This window comes from Shimazuella kribbensis DSM 45090, assembly GCF_000428065.1.
Lineage (GTDB): Bacteria > Bacillota > Bacilli > Thermoactinomycetales > Thermoactinomycetaceae > Shimazuella > Shimazuella kribbensis.
Window position 1 is genome coordinate 54,907 of the sequence record NZ_ATZF01000014.1, and the last position, 12,533, is coordinate 67,439.

The 12,533-nt window shown below is 38.7% G+C and carries 16 protein-coding genes; 5 read left to right on the plus strand and 11 right to left on the minus strand.

The features are described 5' to 3' along the window. Positions 1-3 precede the first annotated feature (3 nt). The 5 genes from A3GQ_RS0117270 to A3GQ_RS0117290 all read right to left on the minus strand — a co-directional run bounded on the left by A3GQ_RS0117270 (position 4) and on the right by A3GQ_RS0117290 (position 4,915). Positions 4-2,064, minus strand: coding sequence for a hypothetical protein (locus A3GQ_RS0117270; protein ID WP_028778129.1), 2,061 nt, complete (start codon positions 2,062-2,064; stop codon positions 4-6). Between the two features lie 275 nt (positions 2,065-2,339). After that, a complete protein-coding gene (locus tag A3GQ_RS0117275) occupies positions 2,340-2,633 on the minus strand; it encodes a hypothetical protein (RefSeq protein WP_156877790.1) in 294 nt (97 codons plus the stop codon). 172 nt (positions 2,634-2,805) lie between these two features. Next, a complete protein-coding gene (locus tag A3GQ_RS0117280) occupies positions 2,806-3,897 on the minus strand; it encodes a bifunctional 3-deoxy-7-phosphoheptulonate synthase/chorismate mutase (protein WP_028778131.1) in 1,092 nt (363 codons plus the stop codon). Between the two features lie 276 nt (positions 3,898-4,173). Beyond that, positions 4,174-4,515: a YtxH domain-containing protein gene (locus A3GQ_RS24770; RefSeq protein ID WP_037465380.1), complete on the minus strand. Its 342-nt coding sequence runs from the start codon at positions 4,513-4,515 to the stop codon at positions 4,174-4,176. Beyond that, positions 4,508-4,915, minus strand: a complete 408-nt coding sequence (locus A3GQ_RS0117290) for a DUF948 domain-containing protein (RefSeq protein ID WP_028778132.1) — start codon at positions 4,913-4,915, stop codon at positions 4,508-4,510. The genes A3GQ_RS24770 and A3GQ_RS0117290 overlap by 8 nt, the downstream gene beginning before the upstream one ends. Positions 4,916-5,035: 120 nt before the next feature. Here A3GQ_RS0117290 and A3GQ_RS0117295 point away from each other — a divergent pair, with 120 nt between their 5' ends. Then, positions 5,036-6,115: an isocitrate/isopropylmalate family dehydrogenase gene (locus A3GQ_RS0117295; protein WP_028778133.1), complete on the plus strand. Its 1,080-nt coding sequence runs from the start codon at positions 5,036-5,038 to the stop codon at positions 6,113-6,115. Positions 6,116-6,520: 405 nt separating this feature from the next. On the opposite strand, the gene A3GQ_RS0117300 is transcribed toward A3GQ_RS0117295, so the two are convergent. After that, positions 6,521-6,805, minus strand: a complete 285-nt coding sequence (locus tag A3GQ_RS0117300) for a hypothetical protein (protein ID WP_028778134.1) — start codon at positions 6,803-6,805, stop codon at positions 6,521-6,523. Positions 6,806-7,137: 332 nt separating this feature from the next. Between A3GQ_RS0117300 and A3GQ_RS27880 the strand changes: the two genes are divergently transcribed. Further along, on the plus strand, positions 7,138-7,257 hold the full coding sequence (locus A3GQ_RS27880) for a sporulation protein YjcZ (protein ID WP_211227742.1): 120 nt from the start codon (positions 7,138-7,140) through the stop codon (positions 7,255-7,257). A gap of 72 nt (positions 7,258-7,329) precedes the next feature. After that, complete coding sequence (locus A3GQ_RS27885) at positions 7,330-7,455, plus strand: sporulation protein YjcZ (protein WP_211227743.1); 126 nt, start codon at positions 7,330-7,332, stop codon at positions 7,453-7,455. 381 nt (positions 7,456-7,836) lie between these two features. Here A3GQ_RS27885 and A3GQ_RS0117325 read toward each other — a convergent pair whose 3' ends face one another. From A3GQ_RS0117325 to A3GQ_RS0117345, 4 genes are all read right to left on the minus strand, one after another. Further along, positions 7,837-8,061, minus strand: a complete 225-nt coding sequence (locus tag A3GQ_RS0117325) for a hypothetical protein (protein ID WP_028778135.1) — start codon at positions 8,059-8,061, stop codon at positions 7,837-7,839. Between the two features lie 26 nt (positions 8,062-8,087). Further along, on the minus strand, positions 8,088-8,645 hold the full coding sequence (locus A3GQ_RS25815; RefSeq protein WP_051271993.1) for a hypothetical protein: 558 nt from the start codon (positions 8,643-8,645) through the stop codon (positions 8,088-8,090). Positions 8,646-8,754: 109 nt separating this feature from the next. Continuing rightward, a complete protein-coding gene (locus A3GQ_RS0117335; protein ID WP_028778136.1) occupies positions 8,755-9,129 on the minus strand; it encodes a DUF309 domain-containing protein in 375 nt (124 codons plus the stop codon). A gap of 241 nt (positions 9,130-9,370) precedes the next feature. After that, positions 9,371-9,787: a CoA-binding protein gene (locus A3GQ_RS0117345; RefSeq protein ID WP_028778137.1), complete on the minus strand. Its 417-nt coding sequence runs from the start codon at positions 9,785-9,787 to the stop codon at positions 9,371-9,373. Between the two features lie 158 nt (positions 9,788-9,945). On the opposite strand from A3GQ_RS0117345, the gene A3GQ_RS0117350 reads away from it, so the two are divergent. Next, the gene (locus A3GQ_RS0117350) at positions 9,946-10,293 is read left to right on the plus strand and encodes a winged helix-turn-helix transcriptional regulator (RefSeq protein WP_028778138.1); all 348 of its coding nucleotides are present in this window, start codon (positions 9,946-9,948) and stop codon (positions 10,291-10,293) included. A gap of 10 nt (positions 10,294-10,303) precedes the next feature. On the opposite strand, the gene A3GQ_RS0117355 is transcribed toward A3GQ_RS0117350, so the two are convergent. Beyond that, positions 10,304-11,506: an MFS transporter gene (locus tag A3GQ_RS0117355; RefSeq protein ID WP_028778139.1), complete on the minus strand. Its 1,203-nt coding sequence runs from the start codon at positions 11,504-11,506 to the stop codon at positions 10,304-10,306. Positions 11,507-11,679: 173 nt separating this feature from the next. Here A3GQ_RS0117355 and A3GQ_RS0117360 point away from each other — a divergent pair, with 173 nt between their 5' ends. Beyond that, positions 11,680-12,477 (plus strand): N-acyl homoserine lactonase family protein, encoded by a 798-nt coding sequence (locus A3GQ_RS0117360; RefSeq protein ID WP_028778140.1) that lies wholly within the window; start codon positions 11,680-11,682, stop codon positions 12,475-12,477. Positions 12,478-12,533 lie beyond the last annotated feature (56 nt).

Sequence of the window (12,533 nt, forward strand, 5' to 3'; positions counted from 1 at the left end):
TCTTTATTTTTGAGCCATTAATTGCAAGACGTATGGTAAGGTGTCTCCCATGATACTAGTCCAAGCATTCGGAGAACCTCGATTGATCCAGATTAAGCATTGGGTAGGCGCCAATGCACGGAATAATTTTTTAGTAGATATCAATCTAGGTACCATTTGAGGCAAGCTTTTATTCCGATTGTGAGCTTCGTCAATCAATCTTTGTGCGTATTCTTCAGAGGTAAAGAAATCTGCGATTTGATTTTCATCTTGACTAGCTAATATCACCATTTTCCCTTCTATATCGACAATAACCCAAATTCTTCGCAAATCTGCGAGGGCTCGGCATACTTCCCAACCATTGGCCATACCTTGCCCTTCGTTTGTTGCAGCCTCTAGTACACGCAGACCATATGCTACATCTTCTGGAACATTGGATGGTAAAGACGTCTTTTGAGGAGAATGTAATGGTTCTTGTTCCGTTTGTTTCTCCACTTTTGGTTGGTGATTTTGATTTTGCACATGGTTTGAATCTGGTTCTAATGATGAGATTGGTTTTTCAATTGGTCTTTCAATCGGTTTTTCAATCGGTTTTTCTACTGTTTTCTCTGGTATTGGGTTTGTTTTATGCTCTACAACGGCTTCGGATGAATGATGCTCTTCTCGTTCCTTCGTCTCATTTGATTGAAAAAAGAGACTGGTATGCGGAACTGGCTCAGAAAATCCATCATCATCGTCATCCCAAGGATTATCAAATGCTGAATAAGTTGTTTGCGGCACAGATGATTCTTTTTTCAGCGTAGGTACTTTTTGTTCTACATTTTCCTGTTGTACAGGGTTACTCTCTTGAATAACAGAAGGAGGGATTTGATCCTCTTGCACAGGAGGGATGATTTCCTCTTCTTCTTGTTGTTTGGGCTCGATGATCTCTTGCTGAGTCTCTTTTTTCTCTGGAATGATTATATCTGCTTCTATTTTTGTTTCTATTTGCTCTGAAGGAGCGATTATTTCCTCTTTTTCTTGTATTGGTTCGATGATCTCTTGTTGATGCTCTTCTTTTTCTGGAATTGTTATATTTTCTTCCACTTTTGTTTCTATTTGCTCTGCTGGTAAAGTAGTGGCAGAAATGGTTTCCTTATGATTTACTTGTTCTTCTTTCATCACAGAAGAAACAGGTGTATATGTATCAGAAATTTTCCTATCATTACCCAATGTCAGCGGTTCTTGCTCCCCAAAAGCAGACTCCCAATCTCCGATTTCCTCGGTTGACTGATCTTCTTTTTGTTCCTCTTCTACTGGTATCTCCAATGGAATCGTAACCGCTTTTTCTTGAACCATATCAGAAGAAGCAGAAGTCGAAAGATCAACATCGGATACTTCTGGAATAAACGAAAAAGAATTTGTGGTTTGTTCCACATATCCTGTCTGGGCACCATTTCGAATTTGATCTACTTGGGTAGGATTGAGTAGAAATGCTTCTGGCAAGCCATAATTGACATACAATGTTTTCGAACTTAGTTTCTCTAAATAACGGAAAATATCGCTCCAACTTACTGGTGTAGCTTCTCCTCCGCTTTTTTCTGCGCTTTTACTTGCTTCTTCTTTACCAGTATAAATGACAATCGTTGAAAAACCAGGTTGATAGGACCCTTTTAGTACGGAAGATCCGTTTCGAATAACCCAGACAGTAGATTGCTTAGAAAACATCTGGATACAATAATATCGAATCCATTCCAAAAGCTGATGTCTTACAACAAAGAAACGAGAATCAAGTCCTGGGTTAAACATCAATCCTTCCGCATTGGAACGATAAGCTTTCAACAAAAAAGGCAAAGTAGGTTCATCTGTCATCTCTAAAAACTCAGGTTGTCTGACATGAACCATTTTTGCTGCACCTTCATCTGTAAAAGCAACTACGTATTTTGACCCAGGTCGGTTACTTCTCGCTAATAATGGCTTTTTTCCCATCGATGACTTTTGATACAAAACCGTTATTTTCATCACGTCTTGAGCAAAATATTGAAATAACTCCTCCGGTTTTACCTGATAGCGATTCGCCTTTTCCAGGTATTCTCTCGCACTCACGAACAATCTTCTCCCATCTATCTTTCCTGTAGTAGTAGGTTTATCATACCAAAAGGTTGCTAGAAAGCGAACCAAAGAATGCAAACAAAACTTCGCAAATAACATGCGAAGTTTGATAGGAACTGTTTTTTACCTGTTTCCACTCATTTTTAGTATAAATATTCAAATATAACGATATATAAAATCACTTTTATTTCCTTTAGGAAATAAAAACTCCATATGCAGGTGGGACGCGCTCGTGGTGCATGAGCTCGTCCCGCTGACAGCATAAGCTGTCAGTTGGTGTAGAAGCCATCCTCGAAGGTGACAGGTCCGTTGTGTACGGTTACCTTCTCGATCACGATGGCGCTGATACCAGGTACCTCGATCGGACCGGGCACCCGGATCTCACGCTGGGGAGCGGAGCTCGACGGGATCAGCGGCACCGAAGAGGCGTCGATTTCCTTGCTGGAGGCTCCGTCCGTGGTCAGCTTGTGACCAGTGACACGGCTCACTCGGGCAGGGGTCTCCGGAACTGTGATCCAGATGCGATCCTTACCGGTCTTCGCGGGCTTACGACGCTCGATCATTGCCATGATTTCTCCCTGAGGGTTGATCTTCCTTATGATTTTCATCTTACCATACTAATTTCTTATTGTCTTTTAATAAATATCCTACTATTCTGTTCCTTGTTTTCAAGCAAAAAAATAACCCAAACCATGTGAAATGGTTTGGGTCCCTTAGTCTTATCTTACTATGCTCTTATTTTGATTCCACTAAAGCTGGAAGCAGCTTCGAAGCATGCAAATCTGCCATGAACTGATCAAATGTTGGGATATCGATCTGTTGTTGCGCATCAGATAATGCTACGGCTGGATTTGGATGTACTTCTACCATGACTGCATCTGCACCTGCTGCTAAGGCTGCTTTTGCAAGTGGCACAAGGATATCACGTCGTCCAGCTGAGTGGGTGACATCCACTACTACTGGAAGGTGAGATTCATTTTTCAACAGTGGTACCGCAGAAATATCCAAAGTGTTACGAGTCCATTTTTCGTACGTACGGATACCGCGTTCACATAGAATTACATTTTTGTTTCCACGATGAACGATATATTCTGCTGCATGCAAAAATTCTTCCATCGTAGCAGACAAGCCGCGTTTGAGCAATACTGGTGTGTTCACACTTCCTGCTGCTTTTAGGAGCTCGAAGTTTTGCATATTTCTTGCGCCTATCTGGATGACATCTACATATTTGGTAGCGAGTTCAATATCGCCTGGGTTTACAATCTCACTGATGACTTGAAGATCATACTCATCTGCAACGCGACGAAGGATTTCTAGACCTTCTACGCCAAGTCCTTGGAAATCATAAGGGGAAGTACGCGGCTTAAACGCTCCTCCACGCATCAATGTTACGCCATTTTTCTTCAATGCTTTTGCTACTTCACGCACTTGTTCTTCTGACTCTACGGAACAAGGGCCTGCCACAATAGTTGGTTTTCCGTTTCCAACTTGTGTGGAACCTAGAGTAACAACCGTATCTTCCGCTTGCTTTTTCCGGCTGACCAAAAGATGTTTTTTGGAATCATCTTTTTGTAATTGCAAGGATGCTTTAAAGATTTGTTTGAATAGGTGGCGAACCGCTTCGTTTTCAAATGGGCCTTCATTATGTTCAACCAAGCGATCGAGCATTTCCTTCTCCCGCTCAGGATCAAACTTTGTTACACCTTGTTTCTTCTTTATGTCAGCAATTTCTTGCACAATACTTGCTCTTTTGCTCAATAAGGTAAGTAGCTCTAAATTGATTGAATCTAGCTCATCACGCAACTGTTTTACATTTGCATCACTCAAACTTACTCGCTCCCCTCAACTCTACTAAAATATCCATTCATTTTAACTGATATATTGTTATCTGTCATCTACTATCCATAAAAAAAGACAACTAAAAAAGTTGCCTTTTTTTGATAGAAAGAAAATATTACGTTATTTCTACATAAGTAAAACAATCTCTACTTCTGATATGCCTTGACATCGGAGTTTTCGACCACAGACTGTGGTAGTACTTTCACAATCTACATAAGTATGATTAAAATCTCTAACTTTGGATTTTTGCCTTTGATATGTTCTTTATTTTAATGTATATATTTCATTTTCTTCTTCTAATTCATCATTTATTTTAAATTCGGTGACCCCTTCTTCTACATTTTCTTTTATGGAGGTCAGTTTATTTTGAACTTTATCTTTCACTTCTGCCATTTTACCGATCATATCTGTACTTTGTGTTTTTACATCTAATACGATTTTCTGACCTTTATCACGCACATAATCAATTTTCCGATTGATATCATTTCTGACTTCTTTTCCTGCTTTAGGCGCTGTCAAATATGCAATGGCTGCACCTACTGCTACTCCGACTGCTGCACCAATCATAAAGTCTTTTACGTTCATTTGAGTATCATTTTTAGCCATCTTGCATTCTCCTCTTTTCATTATTTTGTCGCCACTCTTGGACGAGGTTCATGGCAGCACCTACAATAGCAAGAATGCCTCCTAATTTTTCCTTGTTTTCAGCAGCTGCTTTCGAAACAAAGGCAGAAACTTCATTCATTTGCTTGCCTATTTGATCAATTGCTTTAAACAACGTTTGCATATTGTCGGTCTTTTCTTTCACATTTGTGACAACAGCTCGTGTTTCGGATATAAGGCCATTTGTGTTGTTCAGCAGTTCGTGTGTATCTTTTTCTAAAATTGATGCGGTCTGATTGACTTGTCCTAGTGTCTTTTTCAGCTGTCGTAAGGTACTGATAAGATATATGACCAAGATAACAACAGCCACTGCAATTACTCCTACACTTACTTCGATAATCACTGCATACTCTCCTTTATATCTTTTGCAATACTGCATAAATTTGGATTACTTTTCATTTCTAGTCTCACACATTTATAATGGAAAGTGAGCACAATATATTAACATGAGGTGACAAATTCAATGGAACATAAGATCGTTGTAATGAAAGGTGACCAAACAGGTCAAGAACTGTTAGATGAAGCGCTTCGCGTCTTAGATCCAAGTGTAATTCAATTTGATCTTCAATTTGAAACTTACGATCTTAGTTTGGAAAATAGACGTGCTACCAAAAACCAAGTGGTACATGATGCAGCTAAAGCGATGAAACGAGCTGGCTTTGGAATTAAAGCTGCAACCATAACTCCTGAAGAAAAAGGCGACATCGGAAGTCCTAATGCTATCCTTCGCAAAGAGATCGATGGCAAAGTCATCATTCGAACAGGGCGACGAATTCCAGGCGTACGTCCAATTGGTGGTACATTCGCACCTATCTCTGTTATCCGTATGGCAGTCGGTGACGCATATGGAGCCAAAGAATGGAGAGAAGGCGAAGGGGTAGATGAAGTAGCCTATCGCACGGAAACAATCGATCGCAAAACCTGCCGTGCCGTAGCGGAGTATGCCTTTCGCCATGCTAAAAAGATGAAAGCCAAAGTATTTGGAGGACCAAAATATACCGTTAGTCCTATCTACGAAGGAATGCTAAAAGAAGAAATGGATGCTGCAAGCCTTCGTTACCCAGAGGTTCGTTATGAACCACAACTAATTGACGCTACCTATGCTTTGTTACTCAATCAAGCAGGGGACGCATTAGTTATTCCTGCATTAAACCGAGATGGAGATTGTCTGAGTGATATGGTTTTGCAGTTGTTTGGCTCCATCGCAGGTGCAGAATCCATTCTCCTTAGTTTTGATGATCAATTCCAACCACAAACAATTATGGCTGAAGCTCCACACGGAACGGCGCCTTCCTTATTCGGAAAAAACATTGCCAATCCGATGGCTATGATATTGGCAGGTGCTTCCCTACTCACTTATATAAACGATCCAAAGGCAACTGCTGCTTCACGTGCGATTTATGAAGCTACCATTGAGACTGTTCATGAAGGAGTAAGAACTGCCGATTTGTCTGGTAGTGCAACAACTAGCGAATTCACTAATGAAATCATTTCAAAGATACAAACTAAGTTGGAAGTATGGAATACATTGCAAGGATTTTAAACAAAAGCGACGGGTGTAAATATCCGTCGCTTTCTTCTATTGCTGTTTGCAAGAAAAGATCGAAATTTGTATGTAATCTAATTATATACTAACTCATAGAAAAAAACAGCCCTTATGAAAAAGAACTGTTTTATTTATCCTAATTTAGCAAAAAAAGAAAACATAAATTTTGCTGAGGTGCAAAGCGAGACTTGGAGCATCGCGTCATAGCGAGACTTGTGCCCTTGTCTGAGGTGCAAAGCGAGACTTGAAGCATCGCGACATAGCGAGACTTGTGCCCTTGTCTGAGGTGCAAAGCGAGACTTGAAGCATCGCGACATAGCGAGACTTGTGCCCTTGTCTGAGATACCTACATGCAAAAAACCCTCTGTCTGATCCTCAAAGGCCTGCTAATCAGTAAGTTTTCTACTTTTTTCTTCCGTTATTAATATTCTTTTTGCCCTCTAATATATCTCTTCCTAACTGCGGATTAGAGCGAATTGTTTCTGCGAATTGTGTCACTTCCTCTTTATCCACGTCTGCTTGTGTCACTTTCATCAAATACTCAATAACTAAAGGCATACCACCTCTGTCAAAAGCTCTTTTTGCTCCAGCCAATATCTGACCTAATTGTTGTTCATTTAATACCCTCTGACCCATAACCGCATTAATCATATTGGTTAACTGCTTTAAATCTGGTTCATTACTCATGCTTACACCTCCATCTAATCTCCTTGGCTATCCTATGCCCATATGGAAAAATTGGGTACGATTTTTTTGCCTAATTCTATAGAAAGTGGGTACGAGTTCAATCCGTTAGTGAAAAACCGAATAAAATGAGAAAAATAGCAAAAAAACGCGATCAAATCACTTTACTTTATAGCCTAACATCTTCGAGATAGCACAATAGATGTAGTCACAAACCTAAATTTGCAATACAGGGCTAACACCTGTACAAAGCGAGAACATACGGCATAAGGTAAATCAGCTACCGAAACACTTCGGTGCGAAAATTTGAAAGCTTGACCAGGGAGGTTTCCACTATGAGCGGTTCTTGCGGTGGAGGATTCGGATTCGGATGGCACCGCCTTCTTATTTTTATCTTAGTAATTGCTACCATCTTTGTCTTTGCTGGTGGTTTCGGCTTCGGAAAATGTTGCTAGTAAAACAAAGATAAATTCGGTTTATTCTTACACTAAAAATCGAAATGATCTTCTTTGAAAGGAGGTGTCAAAATGAGCGGTTTCTCAGGTGGTGGTTTCTTCGGTTGGCACCGTTTGCTGATCTTCTTACTTGTTATTGCTACCATTTTTGTCTTTGCTGGTGGCTTTGGATTTGGCGGCGGCGGCGGCTGTTGCTAATAAATTGTAGATTCGATGATTAAGGAGGTGTCAAAATGAGTGGAATCGGTGGTGGATTTTTCGGTTGGCATCGATTGCTAATCTTCTTACTTGTTATCGCTACCATCTTTGTCTTCGCTGGTGGCATTGGTTTCAGAGGAGGATGTTGTTAATTCAGCACTTCCCGAAGTTTCAGTAAGGAGGTGAAAAAAATGGGTGGATTCGGTGGTGGTTTCTTCGGTTGGCACCGTTTGTTAATCTTCTTACTTGTTATCGCAACAATCTTCGTATTTGCAGGTTGCTTCTAATATAAATAAAAAAAACAGCCTAGTACTTAATACTAGGCTGTTTTTTGTGTGTTGGTACCAAAAAGAACCCTTTGAGATGATCAAAGGGTTCTTTTTAAGGTATGTTATGCAAACGAATTCCTGTTTTATCTTTTTCTAAAAGTTGCAACAATAAATGATATTCTTCTAGCAGCATGGACTCAAAAAAACGCATTTCTTTTTTTAACTTTGTCTGTTCACTTTTGTACATACTCATTTCTTGTTCATAACAAGCAAGTTTTTCTTCAATCTCTAAAAGGCGTCTTTGTAGTTGCTCTTCTTTGTATGAAATAGCTCCCACCTCTTTTCTACACCTGCTTCCTTATCCTATGTAGAAGTGGTAGGTTCTGCTTTCCCAACTGTTGATTTAGGCGAAAAAGAGGCTATACCTAGGGTACCTGTCTCCTGTTTTAATTTTTCTATAAGTTGAACTAACTCTTCGTATCTGGTCTTTACTTCTTGTTGAACCCACTCAACAGCGTTATTTCCCTGTTTGAATTTTTGATTTTCCTGTATCAAAGTATTTATTCTCTGTTTGGTTTTCGATATAGACTGAGTTAATCGAGATATTTCTTTTTGTTGTTTGATCCATACTTGTTCTGTTTGTTTTAATAATTCGAATACTTCGGAGAAAGTTTCCACTTTGCTTTTTCGTTTTTTCTCCAACTGAATATATACTCTCTTCTTCTTTGCTTCACTATAAGAAGTTGGATTTTGGCCCCTTAGCACAGCGTTCCATCTAAATCCACATGCACCTGCTGTTCGGCTTATCTGCTTACCTACTTCTGAAAAAGCGGTTAATTGTGTTCCTCCTTTGCTTATTGTATGGAGTACGGACCTACTTAATAATTGATCTTCTTCTGGCGTCCATCGTCTACCTTTCACCTCATTCATCCTCCTAATAAATAACTTTTTCTATTCCTATTAAATTGAATATGTTTTTTTTCATAAAAAATGCCCATGTTAAGCTTACGCTACATGGGTTTTTTCAACTTTATTTTATTTCTGGCAATTGGCAGATGGGTATGCCTATTTTTTGTAGTTCGGTTTTTTCTAAGATCATTACTTGCTCAGGTAACTTTTGCAAACAAAATTTTAACCAATTTAAAATATTTCCAACTTGGACACCTTCATGTTTTGGAGCATAAGGAGTCAAATAACCAATAGCAGATTTTGACAATTTTCTTGCACCCCGTACTTTGCCACGATCTAATTGGTGCATGATAGCAGCTATTTGAATAAGTCCATGGTAAAAATCATTGGATCGATCTTGTTGCCATAATTCTTCCAATACCTCATGAGCTTCCCAATATTCACCTTGATGGTAATAATGAAAAAACTGGATATATAAAGGATGATAGGTATGCATGTATCGTTCCTCCAAAAGAAAAAGACCAGATTTTCTGGTCACATGAAAGAGGGTCAAAAAAAGAAAATAGAAGCGTGGTAGCTTTTCACTGCTAAAAAAACAGTATTGAATAGTAAGTAAGGAGGTCAGCCCTACCTACAGAGGACATTGTATCATAATAGGATATTTTTGTCGATATTGTGACTGTTATTTATCTTATTTTTGTAAATAAAATACATTTTTATTTACAAAACTTTTGATTCTACTTTACCAGTAAAGCATGATCCACTTTGATACAACGATTCATCACAACTATCAGTCCATTTTCCCTTGCAAGACTTGCAGCTTCTTCATTCTCTACACCCAATTGCATCCAAAGCGTTTTTGCTTTTATTTTTACTGCATCTTCGGCAATCGGATATACCGTTTCGCTACGTCGAAAAACATCCACAATATCGATTGGATCTTCAATTTCCGTTAAGCTTGCATACGGTTTTTCCCCTAATACTGGTTCTGTAAGCATGGGATTGACCGGATAGATCCGATAACCAGCTTGTTGCAATGCTTCTGCGATCATATAGCTTGTCCGCTCTGGATTATTGGATAACCCCACTACAGCAATATTTTTAGCTTCTTTAAGTAATTTTGCACGTTCTTGATCGGTTGGATTCAAGTTGATCACCCTTTCTGCATGGATTATTTTATCATATCCAAAATAGGTTGTTTCTTCTACGATCATTCTTTTGGAATACACCTTATTTATCATATAATATAAACAAAACAATTTCCCTTTTGATTCTAAATAATTTACTTTCTTAAGGTGAGTGGTGATACTTAATGGCTATCAGCAAACAATATAATGTTCCTGCCGAAGCAACACTGGATGTCATAGGCGGAAAATGGAAAACGATCACTTTATGTCATCTCACACAAGGTCCTAAAAGATCAGGAGAATTAATGAAATTAATGCCTAAAATTACCCGAAAAATGTTAACCCAATCGTTACGTGAACTGGAAGCGGATGGACTTATATCGCGTACTGTATATAACGAAATCCAGCTAAAGGTAGTATACGAATTAACAGAATTAGGTCAATCGCTTCACCCTCTTTTAACGCAACTTTGCCTGTGGGGAGAGCAACTGATCGAACATCAGATGAAACAAAAGGACAATAAAATAATTTAATTTTTTCATTTTATTTTGCATTCATTGCTATATTTTTTTGTTTGCGTGGAACTGCATCAACCCGGATAAACATCAAAGAGACAACTATAACTGACAACAAGGCAAGTATTAAAACCAGACAAAGTAATGGAAAAGAGTTAATGTACTCTGCTAATAGTGATCCAAAACTAGCACCCATAAAAGCAAAAAAAGCATTTATTGCGAGTGCACTTCCACGTGCTCTTTCTCCTAACAGACCTACCATAACAATCATACTTGGGTTGGCAATCGATATTCCCATCACAAAAATGACACTAAAAAGAACGAATAGGAAAATAGAGGGTGCGATTGCCTCCCCGATTAAGCCACATGCAGCTATTAGTAAACCGGCGATCAGTACCGTTTTGGCACCATATTTCCTAATGAACGAGCTAGCAAAAAGGGAAAGCACGATTCCAGGTATCCCGGCAATTCTGATCCACATTAAGCTTCCATCATCGATTTGGAATTTTTCATCAACATAAGAACCTAACCCAGAATACATGGTTACAAAGCTAAAAAACATAGTTCCCATCACAAAAAAGGACAAAACTAGCTGAGGAATGGTGAAAAGTTTAACTGCTTGACGGATGACTTGATTAAAAGAATGACCCGGTTTTGGTACTACTCCATGCGGGAGATAGAAAAAAGAAAACGAGGCAATCAGTAAACCCATCGCCAAAAACAAAAATACCGCCGTCCATCCCCATTCTTTGCCGATCACCTGGCCATACAATTGACCTAGGATACCCGACAATAAAAAACTACTACTTATGATTGTTATTGCAATCGGACGATACCGTGGAGCTAGAACATCACTTACATAAGGAAGTGAAATAATCGGTATAGAAGCTGCAATAACTCCTTGTAACGCTCGTAAGGCGATTAGCCATTCCATAGATGGACTTACACTTACAAAAAATGTGGCACCTATTAGTGCAAAAATACCTACAATTAAAATTGATTTCCGATGAAAACGATCAGAAAAAACCCCAAAAATCAAACAGCCTGTTCCATAAGCGAAACCATAAATGCTACTTACCCATACCGTTTGACTTGATGTAGCTTGGAATTCTTTTTCTAAGATAGGAAGTAAAGGAATAGTGACATACATTAACGAAACAACTAACGTTAAACTAATCCCCAAAGTAAATACAATTTGTAGAAACGTATTCCTTTCTGTTCTTTTATACATTTTAAAACCACTCCATTTAAATTATGAATATAAATATTATTAAATAATAAGACAAAATAAGAAAGAAGGCACTTTTTTGTTCCTAGAAACAAAAAAGTGCCTTCTTTCATTCTGATTAAACCCACACCATAATGAATAGTAATCTACAACAAGAGAGAAACGAGGCAAAGGAAATGAAATCATACGCAAAGATTCATGTAATGCATGCAGGAGAACTTACCTATGATCAATCACTTGCTTTTAAAGAAATGGACAGCATCCCAGCTGTTCATCAAAGAGGCCCTGAATATCAACAAAAGGTTCCGGTATCTAGCTATCTCATTGAACACCCCAAAGGCAACATCGTGATCGATACAGGCTGGCATGAAGATATCCGTACAAATCCCAAAGAACACTTAGGCGAAGATATTTATCAGTTTATTGAATATAAACTTCCAGAAGGGAAATCGGTAAGAGAACAACTCGCTTCCAAAAACATTCAAACAGACCAAATTGATGCAGTTGTTATCACCCATCTAGATGTCGATCACATCAGCGGTTTACCGCTTCTAAAAAATGCCAAGCGATTTCTCGTAAGTGCACCAGAATGGGAAAATAATCAACATGAATCAAAAGAAAAATGGTACAAAGGAATAGAATTTGAACCATTCCAGTTGGAACCTATTCCTTTTGGACCTCATCAATTAGGCAAAGATCTATTTGGAGATGGCCTCGTTTACTTGGTTTATACTCCTGGTCACACTGCTGGACATATTTCTGTGCTGGTTCGAGCAGAGGCCGGTTGGGTTTTGCTTGTCTCCGATGTTGGATATGCAGAGAAATCATGGAAAGAAAAAATCTTACCTGGAAATACAGTAAATGATGAATTAGCATATCAATCTTTGAGATGGGTGAACGAGTTTTCCCAACGAAACGACGTTGTTGCGACTATTGCCAATCATGATACTAAGATTAAACCAACTGTTTTTTAATATTCTCTTTTGATGGAACCAGTTAATGAGCTGGTTCTATTCATTTTTCCCATCAA